Annotated in this window: 16 protein-coding genes; 4 read left to right on the forward strand and 12 right to left on the reverse strand. The window is 72.2% G+C overall.

What is annotated here, in order from left to right; translation table 11 throughout:
- Positions 1-37 precede the first annotated feature (37 nt).
- The 8 genes from M3185_RS09950 to M3185_RS09985 form a co-directional block, all read right to left on the reverse strand.
- Positions 38-1,345 carry a thymidine phosphorylase gene (locus M3185_RS09950; protein ID WP_251333510.1) on the reverse strand — a complete coding sequence of 436 codons (1,308 nt, stop codon included), beginning with the start codon at positions 1,343-1,345 and terminating at the stop codon, positions 38-40.
- Positions 1,346-1,365: 20 nt separating this feature from the next.
- Complete coding sequence (locus tag M3185_RS09955) at positions 1,366-1,731, reverse strand: cytidine deaminase (RefSeq protein ID WP_251333533.1); 366 nt, start codon at positions 1,729-1,731, stop codon at positions 1,366-1,368.
- Positions 1,732-1,825: 94 nt separating this feature from the next.
- Entirely contained in the window at positions 1,826-3,190 is a 1,365-nt protein-coding gene (locus tag M3185_RS09960; protein WP_251333511.1) for an ABC transporter permease, read from the reverse strand.
- The gene (locus tag M3185_RS09965; protein WP_251333512.1) at positions 3,187-4,437 is read right to left on the reverse strand and encodes an ABC transporter permease; all 1,251 of its coding nucleotides are present in this window, start codon (positions 4,435-4,437) and stop codon (positions 3,187-3,189) included. The genes M3185_RS09960 and M3185_RS09965 overlap by 4 nt, the downstream gene beginning before the upstream one ends.
- On the reverse strand, positions 4,434-5,987 hold the full coding sequence (locus tag M3185_RS09970; protein ID WP_251333513.1) for an ABC transporter ATP-binding protein: 1,554 nt from the start codon (positions 5,985-5,987) through the stop codon (positions 4,434-4,436). Before M3185_RS09970 ends, M3185_RS09965 begins: the two co-directional genes overlap by 4 nt.
- A gap of 118 nt (positions 5,988-6,105) precedes the next feature.
- Positions 6,106-7,212: a BMP family lipoprotein gene (locus tag M3185_RS09975; RefSeq protein WP_251333514.1), complete on the reverse strand. Its 1,107-nt coding sequence runs from the start codon at positions 7,210-7,212 to the stop codon at positions 6,106-6,108.
- A 143-nt stretch (positions 7,213-7,355) separates the two neighbouring features.
- On the reverse strand, positions 7,356-8,615 hold the full coding sequence (locus M3185_RS09980; RefSeq protein WP_251333515.1) for an amidohydrolase: 1,260 nt from the start codon (positions 8,613-8,615) through the stop codon (positions 7,356-7,358).
- 50 nt (positions 8,616-8,665) lie between these two features.
- Positions 8,666-9,781: a mannose-1-phosphate guanylyltransferase gene (locus M3185_RS09985; protein ID WP_251333516.1), complete on the reverse strand. Its 1,116-nt coding sequence runs from the start codon at positions 9,779-9,781 to the stop codon at positions 8,666-8,668.
- Between the two features lie 235 nt (positions 9,782-10,016).
- Between M3185_RS09985 and sdhC the strand changes: the two genes are divergently transcribed.
- The 4 genes from sdhC to M3185_RS10005 all read left to right on the forward strand — a co-directional run bounded on the left by sdhC (position 10,017) and on the right by M3185_RS10005 (position 13,725).
- Positions 10,017-10,409: a succinate dehydrogenase, cytochrome b556 subunit gene (gene sdhC / locus M3185_RS09990; RefSeq protein WP_251333517.1), complete on the forward strand. Its 393-nt coding sequence runs from the start codon at positions 10,017-10,019 to the stop codon at positions 10,407-10,409.
- Positions 10,410-10,413: 4 nt separating this feature from the next.
- Positions 10,414-10,902, forward strand: coding sequence for a succinate dehydrogenase hydrophobic membrane anchor subunit (locus tag M3185_RS09995; protein ID WP_251333518.1), 489 nt, complete (start codon positions 10,414-10,416; stop codon positions 10,900-10,902).
- A 109-nt stretch (positions 10,903-11,011) separates the two neighbouring features.
- Complete coding sequence (gene sdhA / locus M3185_RS10000) at positions 11,012-12,763, forward strand: succinate dehydrogenase flavoprotein subunit (RefSeq protein ID WP_251333519.1); 1,752 nt, start codon at positions 11,012-11,014, stop codon at positions 12,761-12,763.
- A gap of 182 nt (positions 12,764-12,945) precedes the next feature.
- Complete coding sequence (locus M3185_RS10005; protein ID WP_251333534.1) at positions 12,946-13,725, forward strand: succinate dehydrogenase iron-sulfur subunit; 780 nt, start codon at positions 12,946-12,948, stop codon at positions 13,723-13,725.
- A 111-nt stretch (positions 13,726-13,836) separates the two neighbouring features.
- Here M3185_RS10005 and M3185_RS10010 read toward each other — a convergent pair whose 3' ends face one another.
- The 4 genes from M3185_RS10010 to M3185_RS10025 all read right to left on the reverse strand — a co-directional run bounded on the left by M3185_RS10010 (position 13,837) and on the right by M3185_RS10025 (position 17,531).
- Entirely contained in the window at positions 13,837-14,952 is a 1,116-nt protein-coding gene (locus tag M3185_RS10010) for a YhjD/YihY/BrkB family envelope integrity protein (RefSeq protein WP_251333520.1), read from the reverse strand.
- Between the two features lie 10 nt (positions 14,953-14,962).
- On the reverse strand, positions 14,963-15,526 hold the full coding sequence (locus M3185_RS10015; RefSeq protein ID WP_251333521.1) for a 2'-5' RNA ligase family protein: 564 nt from the start codon (positions 15,524-15,526) through the stop codon (positions 14,963-14,965).
- 28 nt (positions 15,527-15,554) lie between these two features.
- On the reverse strand, positions 15,555-16,616 hold the full coding sequence (gene trpS / locus M3185_RS10020) for a tryptophan--tRNA ligase (RefSeq protein WP_251333522.1): 1,062 nt from the start codon (positions 16,614-16,616) through the stop codon (positions 15,555-15,557).
- Between the two features lie 78 nt (positions 16,617-16,694).
- Positions 16,695-17,531, reverse strand: a complete 837-nt coding sequence (locus M3185_RS10025; protein ID WP_251333535.1) for an exodeoxyribonuclease III — start codon at positions 17,529-17,531, stop codon at positions 16,695-16,697.
- Positions 17,532-17,565 lie beyond the last annotated feature (34 nt).

Consider the following 17,565-nt stretch of genomic DNA (forward strand, 5'->3'; position numbering starts at 1 on the left):
GCAGTATAGGCGCGCCCCTCGGACGCGCTGCCGGTGCTCAGCGCACGGTCTCGAGCACCACCGCGCGGCGCGGCCCGTCCGCCGGGGCGCCGGGGGAGACCACGGCCGCGCCCTCGAGCACCTCCCGGGCGCGGGCGAAGCGCTCGGGGGTGTCCGTGAGCAGCGTCATCAGCGGCTGGCCGGCGCGCACGGGCTCGCCCGGCTTGGCGTGCAGGACGATCCCGGCCCCGGCCTGCACCGGGTCCTCCTTGCGGGCCCTGCCCGCGCCCAGGCGCCAGGCCGCGACCCCGACCTTGTACGCGTCGAGCTCGGCCAGCACGCCGTCGGCCGGCGCGGTGAGCGTCTCGGACTCGCGGGCCTGCGGGAGCGGGGCGTCGGGGTCGCCCCCCTGCGCGGAGACCATGGCCCGCCACACGTCCATCGCGCGCCCGTCCCGCAGCGCGTCGGCGGGGTCCACCCCGGTGATGCCGGAGGCCTCGAGCATCTCGGCGGCCAGCGCCACGGTGAGCTCGACGACGTCGGCCGGTCCGCCCCCGGCGAGGACGTCGACCGACTCCTGGACCTCGACGGCGTTGCCCACGGTCAGGCCCAGGGGCGTCGACATGTCGGTGAGCAGCGCGGTGGTGCCCACCCCGGCGTCCGTGCCGAGGTCGACCATGGTGCGGGCGAGCTCGCGGGCGGAGGCGAGGTCCTTCATGAACGCGCCGGAGCCCACCTTGACGTCCAGCACGAGCGACTGGGTGCCCTCGGCGATCTTCTTGGACATGATCGAGGAGGCGATCAGCGGGATGGACTCGACCGTGCCGGTGACGTCCCGCAGCGCGTAGAGCTTCTTGTCCGCGGGGGCCAGGCCGGAGCCGGCCGCGCAGATCACGGCGCCGACGTCCCGCAGCTGGGCCAGCATCTGCTCGTTGGACAGCGCCGCCCGCCACCCGGGGATCGACTCGAGCTTGTCCAGGGTGCCCCCGGTGTGCCCGAGGCCGCGGCCGGACAGCTGCGGCACGGCGACCCCGTGGACCGCCACGAGGGGGGCCAGCGGGAGGGTGATCTTGTCCCCCACGCCGCCGGTGGAGTGCTTGTCCGCGGTGGCCGAGCGCGCCCCGGAGCGCACGAGCTGCGAGAAGTCCATCCGCTCCCCCGACGCGATCATCGCCTGCGTCCAGCGCGCGATCTCCTCGCGGGCCATCCCGCGCAGGAACACGGCCATGGCCAGGGCGCTCATCTGCTCCTCGGCCACGACGCCGCGGGTGTAGGCGTCCACGACCCACGCGATCTGCTCGGGCGAGAGCGTGCCGCCGTCGCGCTTGGTCCGGATGACGTCGACGGCGTCGAACTGCTCGGTCATGGGGGTCCTTTCGAGGGGTGCTAGAGGTTCTCGGGGCCGAAGGCGTCGGGGAGGACCTCGGCCATCGTCCTCACGCCGGAGACGGTGAGCAGCTGCAGGCCCGGGGCCCGGTGCTCGTGCAGCAGCTGCCGGCAGCGCCCGCAGGGCATGAGCACGTCGCCGCAGCCGTCCACGCACACGAACGCGACGAGCCGCCCGCCGCCGGACATGTGCAGGGCGGAGACGAGGGTGCACTCGGCGCACAGCGTCAGCCCGTAGGAGGCGTTCTCCACGTTGCAGCCGGAGACCACCCGCCCGTCCTCCGTCAGCGCGGCGGCGCCCACGGGGAAGCGGGAGTACGGGACGTAGGCGTGCTCGCGGGCGGCCACGGCGGCCTCCCGCAGCAGCTCCCAGTCGACGGCGCCGGCCGTGGTGCCGGCGGGGTCGCCGCCGGGGGCCGCGGCCGGCGGCCGGGGGGCGGGGTCGGTGCTCACGGGGCGCTCACTCCTTGGTGTAGGGCTGGCCGGAGGCCGCGGGCGCGCGCGAGGCGCCCACGAGCCCGGCCACCGCCAGGATCGTCACGATGTACGGGAGCATGGCGAGGAACTGGCTGGGCACGGGGGTGCCCAGGAACGACAGGATCGACTGCAGGTTGGAGGCGAAGCCGAACAGCAGGGAGGCGAGCAGCGCCCCGATCGGGTTCCACCGACCGAAGATCAGCGCCGCCAGGGCGATGTAGCCCGCCCCGGAGGTCATGTCGCGGGTGAACGCGGAGACGGAGACCAGGGTGTAGAAGGCCCCGCCGATGCCGGCGACCATGCCGCCGAGCACCACGTTGCGGAAGCGCAGGGCGTTGACCCGCACGCCGAGGGTGTCGGCGGCCTTGGGGTGCTCGCCCACGGCCCGGGTGCGCAGGCCCCAACGGGTCCGGTAGAGGGCGAACCACACGAGCGCGACCGCGGCGTACATGAGGTAGCCGATCACGGACTGGTCGAAGAGGATCGGGCCGACCACCGGGATCTCCGAGAGCACGGGCACCGCGAAGCGGGGCAGCCGCGGCGGGGCGTTGAAGACGCTCGCGTTGGGCTCGAGCACCGTGGCGAAGAGGAACCCGGTGAGCCCGGAGACGAGCACGTTGAGCACCACACCCACGATGACCTGGTTGACCTTGTAGCCGATCGAGAACACCGCGAGCACGAGCGAGACGAGGGCGGCGCCCAGGACGGCGGTCAGCAGGCCCACCCAGGCGCTGCCGGACAGGGAGCCGGCCACGGCCGCGGCGAACGCCCCGAACAGCAGCTGGCCCTCGATCGCGATGTTCACCACGCCGGAGCGCTCGCACAGCAGCCCGCCGAGGGAACCGAAGATCAGCGGGATCGCCAGCGCCACGGACCCGGCGAGCAGCCCGGACAGGGACACGTCCGGGGTGCGGGAGCTGCCCACGACCCACACGAGGAAGCCGGTGACGAAGAAGAAGCCGAAGGCGGCCACCGCCCACCGGGGCAGGTGCGCCCCCGCCCGGGCGCGCAGGAACGCGAGGACCGTCACGGCGGCCAGCACGGCCACGGCGAGCCAGCCCCACAGCACGCCGTTGACCGCGAGGTCCGGCACGCGGAAGAGGTCACCCTCCTCGGAGACGCGGAACGCCACCCGGGTGTCCGGGGCGCTGAGGCCGAACAGGACCAGGCCGACCAGGCTCAGCAGGGCGAGGACCACGGGGGTGCGCCAGCTGCGCACGCCCACGACCTCGTTGGCCGCGGCGGTGGACAGCTCTGACTCGAGCGGGGGCGCCGCGGCGCCGACCGCGGTGCTGCCGCCGGCCCAGGGCGCCGCGTCGGGACGCCGTGACTCATGGTGCGGGCTCATGCCTGGACCCCCTCGGTGGCGGCGGTGGCGCCCCGGCCGCGGCGGGGCCGGGCGCGGCCGCTGCCGGTCTTCAGCAGCGGCGGAAGGGCGATGAACAGGACGATCAGGGACTGCACGACGAGCACGATGTCGATGTTGGTCCCGGTCATGGACTGCATGGTGACGCCCCCGGCGCGGAACGCCCCGTAGAGCAGGCCGGCGAAGAACGTGCCCCACGGCTTGGAGCGGCCCAGCAGGGCCACGGTGATGGCGTCGAAGCCGAATGACGCGGCGACCCCGGAGGTGAGGGCCCGCTCGGTGCCCGCCACCTGGGCGACGCCGGCCAGGCCGGCGAGGGCGCCCGCGAGCACCATGACCACGACGAAGCCCCGGGTCACGGAGATGCCGGCGGTCCGGGCGGCGCGCGGGTTCGCACCGACGGCGCGCAGCTCGAAGCCGACGGTCGAGCGCTTGAGCAGCCACGCGACGAACACGGTCGCGAGCACGGCGAGCGCGAAGCCCCAGTGCAGGCGGAACTGCTCGCCCAGCAGCTTGGGGAACATCGCGGTGTCCGCGAGCTGGGGGCTGATCGGGTTGGACGACCCGGGCCGTAGGAACGCCGGCTGCGTGAGCAGCCAGGCGACGAGGTTCAGCGCGATGTAGTTGAGCATGATCGTCAGGATCACCTCGTGCGCGCCCGTGCGGGCCTTGAGCAGCCCGACGACCGCCCCCCACAGCGCCCCGCCCACGGCGCCGGCGACGACGACGGCGAGCAGGTGCAGGCCCGTGGGCAGCTGCCACGCGAAGCCCACGTACGCGGCCAGGGTCGCGCCGACGAGCAGCTGGCCCTGGGCCCCGATGTTGAACAGGCCCGCCTGGAACGCCACGGCGACGGCGAGGCCGGCGAGGACCAGGGGGGTGGCCACGGTGAGGGTCTCGGTGAGCGGGTAGACCCGCTGCGCGAACGTGTCGCCGCCGGGGTTGTAGACCGCGCCGTAGAACATGGCCTCGTAGGCCGAGGACGCGGCCGCCCACATCGCGGAGAGCGTGTCCCCGGGGCGGGCGAAGAAGTAGCCCGCGGCCTCGGAGACCGCCTCGTCCGTCAGGGCGATGAGCAGCCCGCCGAGCACGAGCGCCGCGACGATCGCGAGCACGGACTGCAGGGCCGCGCCCGTCCAGGTGCGCCGCGCGGCGTCGGGCGTGGTGGCCGTGGGCGGCGGCGCCGCCTGCTGGTCGGGGGCCGCCGCGGCGGCCTCGGTGGCACTCATGCCTGCTCCTTCGTGTGCTGCGCGGTGGACTCGTGGGCGGCCGCGGACGCCTCGTGGGCGCTCGCGCCGGCCATCATCTGCCCGAGGACGTCCCGCGGGGTGTCGGGCCCGACGATGCCCATGATCCGGCCGTGGAAGAACACGGCGATGCGGTCGGCGAGGGCGTAGACCTCGTCGAGCTCGGTGGAGACGATCAGCACGGGGACGCCCTTGTCCCGCTCCGCGACGATCTGCTCGTGGATGAACTCGATGGACCCGACGTCGACGCCGCGGGTGGGCTGGGAGGCGATGAACAGCTCGAGGGGCCGCGAGAGCTCCCGGGCGATCACGACCTTCTGCTGGTTGCCGCCCGAGAGGGTCTGCACGGGCGCGTCCACCGACGGGGTGCGCACGTCGAACTGCTCGACGGCGCGGCGGGCGTTGGCCTCGACCTCGCCCAGGCGCAGGGACGGGCCCCGGGAGAAGCGGTCGTCGCCGTAGAGGTCCAGCACGAGGTTCTCCGCCACGGTGAACGGACCCACGAGCCCGTCGGTGGAGCGGTCCTCCGGGACGAAGCCGACGCCGGCGTCGAGGACCTGGCGCACCGAGCGGCCGAGCAGCTCCTTGCCGTTGAGGCGCACCGACCCGGTGGCGCGCTCGCGCAGGCCCAGGACGGCCTCGGCGAGCTCGGTCTGCCCGTTGCCCTGCACGCCGGCCACGGCGAGGATCTCGCCGCGGGCGACGGTGAAGCTGACGTCGTCGAGCAGCTTCACGCCGTTGTCCCCGACCACGGTCAGTCCGGAGACGTCCAGGGCGCACTCCCCCGGCTCGGCCTCGTCCTTGGTGACGGTCAGGGACACGTCGCGGCCCACCATCAGGGCGGCGAGCTCGGAGGTGGACGCCTCCGGGGAGGTCTGGCCCACGACGCGGCCGCGGCGGACCACCGTGATGACGTCGGAGACCTCCTTGACCTCGCGCAGCTTGTGGGAGATGAAGAGGATGGACTTCCCCGAGGCCCGCAGCTGGCGCATGATCGCGAGCAGCTCGTCGGTCTCCTTCGGGGTGAGCACCGCCGTGGGCTCGTCGAGGATGAGCACCTGGGCCTCCCGCACGAGGGCCTTGATGATCTCGACGCGCTGCTGCACCCCCACTGGCAGGTCCTCGACGACCGCGTCGGGGTCCACGTGGAAGCCGTAGCGGTCGGAGATCTCCCGGATCCGCCGCCGGGTCGTCTCCAGGTCCAGGGTGGCGCCGCGGGTGCTCTCCGCGCCGAGGGCCACGTTCTCCGCGACGGTGAACACGGGCACCAGCATGAAGTGCTGGTGGACCATGCCGATCCCGGCGGCCATGGCGTCCGCGGGGCCCTTGAAGGACACCTCGGCGCCGTCGACGAGGATGCGTCCCTCCGTGGGCCGGTAGAGCCCGTACAGGACGTTCATCAGGGTCGACTTGCCGGCGCCGTTCTCGCCGAGCAGGCAGTGGATCTGCCCGGGCTCCACGACGAGGTCGATGTCCTCGTTGGCCGCGAAGGAACCGAAGCGCTTCGTGATGGACTGCAGTTCCAGCTTCATGGTCGGGTGGTCCTCCTCCTGGGCCGTGCGCCGGCCCCGGGCGGGCACGCCACCGCCGCCAGCGGCGGCCGGGGCCGTCGCTGGCGGCGGTGGGTGCGGTGGTCGCGGGTGGCCCGGATCAGGCCTGCGGCGAGTTCTGGGACTCGACGGTGATCGTGCCCGCGATGATGTCCTGCCGCAGCTGCTCGACCTCCGCGGCGAGCTCCTCCCCCACGGCCTCCTGCTGGTCGTGGAACGGGGCGATGCCGACGCCCTCGTTCTCGAGGGTACCCACGTACGGGGTGTTGTCGAACTGGCCGCCCGCGGCGGTCTCGACGACGTCCTGCACGGAGGTGCTCATCTGCTTGAGCACGGAGGTGAGCTGGTACTGCTTGCCCTGGTCGAGGGTCTCGTAGCCGTCGGCGTCGACCCACACGAAGCGGACCTCGCGGCCGCCGTCGTTGGCCTCCACCACGGCGTCCAGGGTGCCGAGGGCGGCCTGGCCGGCCACGGGGAGGACGATGTCGGCCCCCTCGTTGATGAAGTTCTGGGTGGTGGTCTTCGCGGCCGAGGTGTCGGTGAAGCTGTTGACGAAGGTGCCGTCCTGCGCGTCCTTGTCCCAGCCCAGCAGCCGGACGTTCTCGCCCTTGACCTCGTTGTAGTGGGCCACGCCGTCGGCGAAGCCGTCCATGAACACCGTCACGGTCGGGATGTCCATGCCGCCGTAGGTCGCCACGGTCCCGCTCTGGGTGCTGCCCGCGGCCAGGTAGCCGGCGAGGAACGCCGCCTCGGCGGTGTTGTAGACGAGCGGCTTGACGTTGTCGAGCTCGATCGAGGCGTCGTCCACGATGGCGAAGTGGGCCTCGGGGTTGGCCTCGGCGACGGCCCGGGTCGCGTCCGCGAGCAGGAAGCCCACGGACAGCGTGAGGTCGCACCCGGACTGCACCATGGAGTTGAGGTTGGGCTCGAAGTCCGTCTCGGCCTGGGACTCGGCCTGGTTGACCTCGATGCCCATGCTCTCCTGCGCGGCCTGCAGGCCCTCGTAGGAGTTCTGGTTGAAGGAGCGGTCCTGGAACCCGCCGGAGTCGGAGACGATGCAGCCCGTGAAGTCGGTGGTCTCGCCCGAGGCCTCGCCGCCCTCCTCGGGGGCGGCGCCGCAGCCGGCGAGGACGAGGGCGGAGACGCCGAGCAGCGCGGCGGCGGAGAGGCCGCGGGAGCCTCGGGACGTCCGGGATGACGTGGTCATGGTTCCTCCAGGAGACGGGGGTGACCCGGCGGCGGGCAACGGGTCTCGTCCGCGCGGGGACGCGCGGCGTGGTGCCATTCTACCCAGGGGTAGAAGCCGCCCCGCCGGAGCGGGACGTTAATTCGCGCTCACGCGGGCCCGGGTCAGGCCTGGTCCGGCACGGGGGTCCGGTGCGTCTCGCGGGCGTGCAGCCGGATGGCCCGCAGGGCGGTGCTGGCCATCACCTGCACCCCGCACCCGATGGCCGCCTCGTCCGCGACGTAGTCCGACTGGTGCAGGTCGTAGGTGTGCCCCCCGCGGGTGCGCGTGCCCAGCCGCATCATGGCGCCGGGCACCTCCTGGAGGAACCACGCGAAGTCCTCGCCGCCCATGGACTGGTGCACCAGCACCACCGCGTCCTCGCCGAGCTCGGCGCGGGCGGCGTTCTCGATCATGGTGGTCTCGACCTCCCCGTTGACCACGGGGGGCACGCCGCGGATGTGCTCGAGCGCCACGTCCACGCCGTAGGGCGCCGCGACCTGGTGGACGACCTCGTCGAGCAGCTTCCCGGCCCGGTGCCACGCCTCGGCGTCGAGGCAGCGCATCGTCCCGGACATGAACCCCGTGGCGGGGATCGCGTTGGGCGCCACGCCGGCGTGCATCTGGCCCCACACCACGGCCACGCCCGAGCGGGCGTCGATCCGCCGGGACAGCACCGCCGGGACGTTCACGGCGACCTGCGCCATCGCGTACACGAGGTCCTGCGTCAGGTGCGGGCGGGAGGTGTGGCCGCCCCGGCCCGCGAACTCGATCCGCACGGTGTCCGACGCGGAGGTGATCGCCCCGATCCGGGTGCCCACCTGCCCGACGTCGACCTTGGGCTCGCAGTGCAGGGCGAACATGCGCGGCACGCCCTCGAGCACGCCCTGCCGGATCACCCCGAGGGCGCCGCCCGGCAGCTGCTCCTCCGCGGGCTGGAAGACGATCCGCACGGTCCCGGCGATGTGGGCGGTGCGGTGCAGGTCGGCGAGCACCTTGGCGACGCCGACCATCACGGTCGCGTGGATGTCGTGGCCGCAGGAGTGGGCCACCCCGTCGTTGACCGAGGAGAAGTCGAGGCCGGTGGCCTCCTGGATGGGCAGGGCGTCGATGTCCGCCCGCAGGCCCACGGCGATCGGCCCGTGCCCGATGTCCACGTAGCACCCGGTGTCCGCGAGCCGCTTCGGGGCCAGGCCCATGTTCTCCAGCGCCGCCACGATCCGGTCCGTGGTGCGGAACTCCTGGTAGGACAGCTCCGGGTGGCGGTGCAGGTCCCGGCGGAACGAGACGAGGTCCGGCAGGTACCGCTTGAGCAGCGGGCCGATGGCGGGCGGCAGCCCGGCCTCCACGGAGGCGGGGGCGGTGGCGGGGGACGCGTCAGGCATCTGACCAGGATACTCCCGGGTCCGGTTCCCCCTGCGCGCACCCGCGTGCCTCAGAGGACGTCCGTGTCGCCGTTCTGCTTGAGGGCGCTGACGGCGTCCTTGACGCGCTGGGCGTGCTCACGGGTGGTCACCAGCAGGGCGTCGGCGGTGTCGACGACGACGATGTCCTCCACCCCGATCAGGGCCACGAGCCGGCCGGTGTCCGAGACGACGATGCCCGTGGAGCTGTCCGCGAGCACCCGGCTGTTCTCCCCCAGGACCGCGACGTCGCAGTCCGCCTCCGGGTCGACGCGGTTGAGCCGCCGGATCGCCGCGAAGTCCCCGACGTCGTCCCACGTGAAGGTGGCGGGCACCATGGCGACGTCCCCGGCGGCCGCCGCGGGCTCCGCCACGGCGTAGTCGATGGCGGTCTTGGGCAGCCCGGGCCAGACCCGGTCGACGACCTCCTCCTGCGCGGGCGTGCCCCAGGCGTCGGCGATCTCCGCCAGCCCGGCGTAGAGCGCGGGCTCGCCGGCCTCGAGGTGGCGCAGCATCAGGGCGGCGGGGGCCACGAACATCCCGGCGTTCCACGTGTAGTCGCCGCTCGCCACGTACGCACGGGCGGTCTCCTCGTCGGGCTTCTCGACGAACTGCTCGACCTGCAGGGCGTGCGGGGCGCCGGCCAGCCCCAGGGGCGCCCCCGCCCGGATGTAGCCGAAGCCGGTCGCCGGGGAGCTCGGCGGGATGCCGATGGTCACGATCCGCCCCGACGCTGCCGCGGTGACGGCCTCCCGGACCACGTCGTGGAAGGCCTCGGCCGGCTCGATGACGTGGTCGGCGGCGAAGGAGCCGACGATCGCGTCGGGGTCGCGGCGCTGGATCAGCATGCAGGCGAGCCCGATGGCCGCGGCGGAGTCCTTGGGGGAGGGCTCGAGGACCAGCTCCTCCTCCGTGAGCTCCGGCAGCTGTTCGCAGACCGCGGCGGCGTGGGTGCGGCCGGTGACCACCATGACCCGGCCGTCGCTGAGCCCGGCGAGCCGGTCGTAGGTGGCCCGCAGCAGGGACGAGCCCGACCCGGTGAGGTCCAGCAGGAACTTCGGGGCGTCGGCCCGGGACAGCGGCCACAGGCGGGACCCGACTCCGCCGGCGGGGACGAAAGGGTGGAAGTGCGCGAGGGGAGTGGTCACGCTCCTCACCTTACGGCCTCGGCGCGGCGGGGTCCGAACGGCCCGTCCGCCGTGCGCGATATCGGCGCCACGGAGGGGGACAGGGTGTCAGTAAACATCGTCCGTACTGGTATCGTGGAAGGGAACTCGCGCAATATCCGACACAGAGTCCGCAGGGCTCCGCTCCCGTTGTGCGCAGTGCGAATTCCCGGTTTTCAAGAGCGCACGACGGCGAGCGACTCAGGGAGGTTTTTCAGTGGCGAAGACATCCGAGGGCACCTTCAGGGGCACCTTGTACCGCGGCCAGGCCCACGGCCAGTGGTCCTGGGTCGCTCACCGCATCACGGGCGTGGCCATCTTCTTCTTTCTTCTGGTCCACGTCCTCGACACCGCGCTCGTGCGGGTCTCGCCCGAGGCCTACAACGCGGTCATGGCGACCTACAAGAACCCGATCATGGGCCTCGGCGAGGCCGGCCTGGTCGCCGCCATCGTCTACCACGCGTTCAACGGCCTGCGCATCATCCTGATCGACTTCTGGCGCTACGGCACCAAGTACCAGAAGCAGATGCTGTGGGGCGTGCTCGCCCTGTGGCTGGTCGTCATGATCCCGTTCCTCGTCCGTCACCTCACTCACGTCTTCGGGGGTTAATCACATGAGCACTCCGCTCAAGGCACGCATCTCGGTCCCCCGCAGCAAGGACCTCGAGGTCAACGGCACCAAGTACAACCGCGCCTCCACCAAGCGCAACAACTTCGAGATGTACGCATGGCTGTTCATGCGCGTCTCCGGCGTCGTCCTGCTGGCGCTCGTCTTCGTCCACCTGTGGGTCAACCTCGTCTCGCCCGAGGGCGGCGTCAAGGCCGTGGACTTCGCGTTCGTCGCCGGCAAGTGGGCCAGCCCGTTCTGGCAGGTCTTCGACCTCGTGCTGCTGTGGCTGGCGATGCTGCACGGCACCAACGGCCTGCGCGTGATCATCGACGACTACGCCGAGCGCGACCGCACCCGCTTCTGGCTGAAGATGCTCCTGACGGTGACCTCCGCCTTCGTGATCCTGCTCGGCACCCTGGTGATCTTCACCTTCGAGCCCTGCCCGACCGGCGCGGAGGCCGAGCTGCTGGCGTCCTTCTGCCAAGCGGGCTGAGCCCGGCCCCGGCGGCCCGTCCCGTGACGGGCCGCTCTCTGCCGTCCGGCCGAGGGCGACCGGGGCACCGAGAACATCTTCCGAACACCGAACAGAAAGAACATCCGGTATGCAGGTTCACAAGTACGACGTGGTGATCATCGGCGCCGGTGGTGCCGGTATGCGCGCCGCCATCGAGGCCGGCCAGCGCTCCCGCACAGCCGTACTGACCAAGCTGTACCCCACGCGCTCCCACACCGGCGCGGCGCAGGGCGGCATGTGCGCGGCCCTGGCCAACGTCGAGGAGGACAACTGGGAGTGGCACACCTTCGACACGGTCAAGGGCGGTGACTACCTGGTCGACCAGGACGCCGCGGAGGTGATGGCCAAGGAGGCCATCGACGCCGTCCTCGACCTGGAGAAGATGGGCCTGCCCTTCAACCGCACCCCGGAGGGGAAGATCGACCAGCGCCGCTTCGGCGGCCACACCCGCGACCACGGCAAGGCCCCGGTCCGCCGGGCCTGCTACGCCGCCGACCGCACCGGGCACATGATCCTCCAGACGCTCTACCAGAACTGCATCAAGCACAACGTGGAGTTCTTCAACGAGTACTACGTCCTGGACCTGATCATGACCGAGGTCGACGGCCAGCGCCGCACCGCGGGCGTCGTCTCCTACGACCTCGCCACCGGCGAGCTGCACGTCTTCCAGGCGAAGTCCGTGGTCTTCGCCTCCGGCGGCGCCGGCAAGGTCTTCAAGACCACCTCCAACGCCCACACCCTCACGGGCGACGGGATGGCCATCGCCTTCCGCAACGGCCTGCCCCTCGAGGACATGGAGTTCATCCAGTTCCACCCGACCGGCCTGGCCGGGCTGGGCATCCTCGTCTCCGAGGCCGCCCGCGGCGAGGGCGGGATCCTGCGCAACGCGGACGGCGAGCGGTTCATGGAGCGCTACGCCCCCACCATCAAGGACCTCGCCCCGCGCGACATCGTGGCCCGTTCCATGGCCAACGAGGTGCGCGAGGGCCGCGGCGCCGGGCCGAACAAGGACTACGTCCTGCTCGACCTGACCCACCTCGAGCCCGCGCACATCGACGCGAAGCTGCCGGACATCACCGAGTTCGCCCGCACCTACCTGGGCGTGGAGCCCTACACGGAGCCGGTCCCGGTGTTCCCCACCTGCCACTACGTCATGGGCGGGATCCCGACCAACATCAAGGCCGAGGTGCTCGCCGACAACGAGACCGTGGTCCCGGGCCTCTACGCCGCCGGCGAGGTCGCGTGCGTGTCCGTGCACGGGTCCAACCGCCTGGGCACCAACTCCCTGCTGGACATCAACGTGTTCGGCAAGCGCGCCGGGATCTACGCCGCCGAGTACGCCCAGCAGGCGGAGTTCGTGCCCGTCCCGGACCACGCCCTGGACGCCACGGTCGCCCTCCTGGACAACGCCCGCAACGGCACCGGCACCGAGAAGGTCGGGGCGATCCGCCGGGACCTGCAGGACACCATGGACCTCAACGTCCAGGTGTTCCGCACCGCCGAGACCCTGCAGACGGCCCTCGACGACATCGCGGCGCTCGAGCGCAGGTACGCGAACATCTCGATCCAGGACAAGGGCAAGCGGTTCAACCTGGACCTGCTGGAGGCCGTGGAGCTCGGCTTCCTGCTGCAGCTGGCCAAGGTCATGACCGTGGCCGCGCTGCACCGCCAGGAGTCCCGCGGCGGCCACTTCCGCGAGGACTTCCCGGACCGCGACGACGCGAACTTCATGGCGCACTCGATGGTCTACCTCGACCCCTCGTCGCCGACCGCCGGGATCCGTCAGGAGACGAAGCCCGTCATCTTCACCCGCTACGAGCCCATGGAGCGTAAGTACTGATGTCCCCTTCCCACACTCCCGAGCGGCCGGAGAACGGCCGCAGCAACGACCCGCAGGACCGTGTGCAGGAGCACGGGCAGGCGCCCGGGCACGCCCAGGACGACCGTGCGGGCTACAAGACCGACGCCGACTCCCCCGCCGTGGACGCCCAGGACGTCGCCGGTTCCCAGGACCCGGCCGCGGTGAACGCCGAGGGCGCGGCCCCGGCCTCGAAGATCGACGTGCAGGACGACGTCGAGCGCGCCGACATCCCGACCTTCGACCTCACCCTGCGGATCCGCCGGTACAACCCGGAGGTCTCGGACGAGGTCCGCTGGGACGAGTTCAAGCTCACCATGTACGGCACCGACCGCGTGCTGGACGCCCTGCACAAGGTCAAGTGGGAGATCGACGGCACGCTGGTCTTCCGCCGCTCCTGCGCCCACGGCGTGTGCGGCTCGGACGCGATGCGCATCAACGGCCAGAACCGCCTCGCCTGCAAGGTGCTGCTCAAGGACCTCGACCTGTCCAAGCCCGTCACCGTGGAGCCCATCAAGGGCCTGCCGTGCGAGAAGGACCTGATCGTGGACATGGAGCCGTTCTTCCAGTCCTACCGCGAGATCATGCCCTTCCTCGTGGCCGGCGGCAACGAGCCCACGTACGAGCGCTTCCAGTCCCAGGAGGACCGGGCCCGCTACGACGACACCACCAAGTGCATCCTGTGCGCGGCGTGCACGTCGTCGTGCCCGGTGTTCTGGACCGACGGCCAGTACTTCGGTCCGGCCGCGATCGTCAACGCGCACCGGTTCATCTTCGACTCCCGCGACGACGCCGGCGACCTGCGCCTGGAGATCCTCAACGACAAGGAGGGCGTGTGGCGCTGCCGCACGACCTTCAACTGCACCGAGGCCTGCCCCCGCGGCATCCAGATCACCAAGGCGATCGCCGAGGTGAAGAACGCGATCCTGAGCCGCTCCATGTGACCGGTTCCCCGTGAAGGTCCCCGGACCCCACGACGGCGGCCCGCCTCCTGCGCGCAGGAGGCGGGCCGCCGTCGTCGTCGGACCCTCAGCGGTGCTCCGCCTCGGCGGACCTCAGCGGTCCCCGGGGGGCAGCGGCAGGGTGGAGGCGGGCACCACGGTGATCGCCACGGCCTCCTGCGCCGGGTGCACCTGCCCGCCGTGCTGGTCGGCCTGGACGATCGCGCCCAGGGCGGCGGAGAAGAGCAGGACCTGGCTGAACAGGTAGAACCACACCAGCACGCCGATGATCAGGGCCGCGGAGAGCAGGTAGGGGTTGGCGGTGCTGCTCGCGATCACGGTCCCGCCCAGGTAGCGGAGCAGGAAGTTGCCGGCGGCGGCGGCCAGCACCGTGGCCAGCAGGGCGCGGCGGGTGAGCCGCAGCCCGGCGATGCCGCGGACCAGCTCGAGGGCGAACAGGGCGTCGAGCAGGACGACCAGCAGGGTGGACAGGGCCCAGGTGAGCCCGTGCCCCAGCCACGACGGCCCGCCGCCCCACCCGAGGTCGGCGGCGAGGCCCAGGAGGAAGCCCAGCAGCCCGGAGGCGGCGCCGTTGGCGGCCGCGGACAGGGCGAGCAGCACGCCCAGGATCACGAGGCCCAGCAGGTCCCGCGGGACGGCGGCGATGGGCAGGCCGCGGGCGGGCGGCACCTCGAAGAGCCGGCGGAAGGCCAGCCGGACCCCCGCGACCCACCGCCACCCCGTGAACACCAGCACGCCGGAGCCGATCAGGGTGGCGAGGGTGAACGGGCGGGTGTCCTGGAGCAGCTCCAGGGGCACCACTCCCCCGGCTCCCGTGTCCAGCAGCCCGGGCACCCGGGCGGTCACGGCCGCCACCACCGTGTCCCGCACGACGGGGTCGTTGCCCAGGAACACGCCGATCACGGAGAAGCCCACGACGAGCAGCGCGGTGGACGCGAAGATCAGGACGAAGGACAGCCCGGCCGCCATGAGGGGCCCGCCGTGGAAGAGGTAGTGCATGACCACCCGCACGGGCAGGCGCCGGAACAGCTCGCAGAGCCCCACCATGAGCAGGCCGGCGGCCACGGCGCCGGGCCCGGCGCCCTCCGCGCGCGCCCGGTCCAGCAGGGCCCGCTGGCGCAGTGCCTCCCGGCGCAGCCCGTGCCGGTCCACCGCCCGCGGAGCCATCGCGGGGGCGGGGCCGGGGCGGGGCCGGGCGCGGGTGCTCATGGCACGCGGGTCAGGCCCGCTCTCGCCCGCCGCCCTCGAAGGGGAACTCCTCGCGGATCTGCCACACACCCTCCACGTCGAGCTCGTAGAGCCCGATCCGGTCCACGAGGAACCCGGCGCGGTAGGTGCGCAGCATGTCCTGGGCCCGGTCGAGGTCCTCCTCGTCCACGGCGTGGGCGATGGTGACGTGCGGGTGGAAGTCGAAGGGGGACGCCGAGACGAGCCGCTCCTCGTGCAGGGCCTCGTGCAGGGCCCGGCACTCCTCGCCGCCCTCCCCGATCCGCAGGTAGACGACCGGGGTGACCGGGCGGAAGGTGCCGGTGCCGTTGATCTCCACCCGGAACGGCCGCCAGTCGCGCGCCACGGAGCGCACGCGCTCGACGACGTCGTCCCAGCACGCCTCCTGGGGGGCGATCATCAGTGTGATGTGGGCGGGCACGGCGTAGGACGCGGGGTCCCCGAAGGACGCGCGCCAGTCCTGCAGCTCCCGGCCCACGGGCTCGGGCAGCTCGATCACCACTCCGGCGTAGACCCGGCCGGGGCGGAGGGTGGGAGACTGCTGCGTTCTGGTCAACTCAACTCCTCACGGGACGGGATCCAGCCTAGCCCAGCCCCTCCGGGGCGCCGAGGCGGGGCAGGAAGCCCACGCGGTCGTAGACCGTCGCGAGCGTGCGGGCGGTGACCTCCCGGCCCTTCTCGGCGCCGCGGGCGAGGATCCGGTCCAGCTCCGCCGGGTCGTCCAGCAGCTCCTGCGCCCGCTGCTGGATGGGGGTGAGGGTCTCGGTGACGACCTCGGCCAGTCCCACCTTGAGGTGGCCGTACATCCGGCCCTCGTACTCCGCGACGACGTCGTCGACCGTGCGCCCCGACAGGGCGGAGTAGATGGTGAGCAGGTTGGCGATCCCGGGCTTGGCCTCCCGGTCGAAGCGGATCTCGGTGCCGTCGTCGGTCACGGCCGACTTGATCTTCTTCGCGTTCTTCTTCGCCGGGTCCAGCAGGCGCAGGAGCCCGTTCTCGGACGCCGCGGACTTGGACATCTTGGCCGTGGGGTTCTGCAGGTCGTAGATCTTCGCCGACTCCGCGAGGATCTTCGCGTCGGGCACCACGAAGGTGTCCCCGAACCGGGCGTTGAAGCGCTGGGCCAGGTTGCGGGTCAGCTCGAGGTGCTGGCGCTGGTCCTCGCCGACCGGGACCTGGTGGGCCTGGTAGACGAGGATGTCCGCGGCCATGAGCACCGGGTAGGTGAACAGCCCCACCGTGGCGTTGTCCGCGCCCTGCTTGGCGGACTTGTCCTTGAACTGGGTCATCCGCGAGGCCTCGCCGAAGCCGGTGATGCAGTTGAGCACCCACGCCAGCTGGGCGTGCTCGGGGACGTGGGACTGCACCAGCAAGGTGGAGCGCTCGGGGTCGATGCCGGCGGCGATGTACTGGGCCACGGTGATCCGGGTCCGCTCCGCGAGCCGGGCGGGGTCCTGCTCGGCGGTGATGGCGTGCAGGTCGGCGACGAAAAACACGCACTCGTTGTCGTCCTGCATGTCCACCCAGTTGCGCACCGCGCCCACGTAGTTGCCCAGGTGCAGGGAGTCCGCGGAGGGCTGCACCCCGGAGACCACGCGCGGCCTGCCGGAGGTGGGGACGTCGAACGGGGCGGGGTCAGCAGTCACGGTGCGGGTCCTTCGGTCGGAGGTGGTCGGTGATGCTCGGCGGCGCTCGGTGGCGCTCGGTGGTGCTCGGCGCCGGGGTCAGAGCCGGTAGTCGACCACCACGGGGGCGTGGTCGGAGAAGCGGGTGTCGTAGGAGGCGGCGCGGTCCACGACGGCGGTCACGGCCCGTTCGGCGAGCCCGGGCGTGGCCATGTGGTAGTCGATGCGCCAACCGGCGTCGGTGTCGAACGCCTTGCCGCGGTAGGACCACCACGTGTAGGGGCCGGGGACGGGACCGGCGAGCCGGCGGGCCACGTCGTGGTAGCCGTGCTCGCCGAAGAACCGGTCGAAGTAGGCCCGCTCCTCCGGCAGGAACCCGGCGTTCTTGACGTTGCCCTTCCAGTTCTTGATGTCGAGCTCGGTGTGCCCGACGTTCATGTCCCCCACCACGAGCACGTGGTCGCTGGTCCGGGCGAGCGCGGGCAGCCGCTCGGTCATGACGTCGAGGAACCGGAACTTGTCGTCCTGGCGGACCGTGCCGACCTCGCCGGAGTGCACGTAGGCGGAGACCACGGTGAGGGTGCTGCCGTCGGCCAGGGCGTGGTCGGTCTCGACCCACCGGCCCGACGTCGTGAAGTGCTCGTGGCCGATGGAGTTCCGCCGGCCGGTGGGCAGCAGCGTCCCGCCGTGGGCGTCGCGGCGGGTCGCGACGGCGACGCCGGCCCGTCCCTTGTCGGCGGCCTCGGCGTGGTGGACGTCCCAGACCTGCTCGTCGAGCAGCTCGCGGACGACCTTGTCGGGGGCGCGGACCTCCTGCAGGCACAGGATGTCGACGTCGCGCCCGGCGAGCCAGGCGGCCATGCCGCGCTTGTAGGCGGCGCGGATGCCGTTGACGTTGACGGTGGCGACGCGCAGGGCGTTCTCGGGGCGGGTCATGCGGGGGGGCACCTGGTTCCGGGAGGGGGCGTAC

The organism is Kocuria rosea (assembly GCF_023715525.1).
GTDB lineage: Bacteria > Actinomycetota > Actinomycetes > Actinomycetales > Micrococcaceae > Kocuria > Kocuria rosea_A.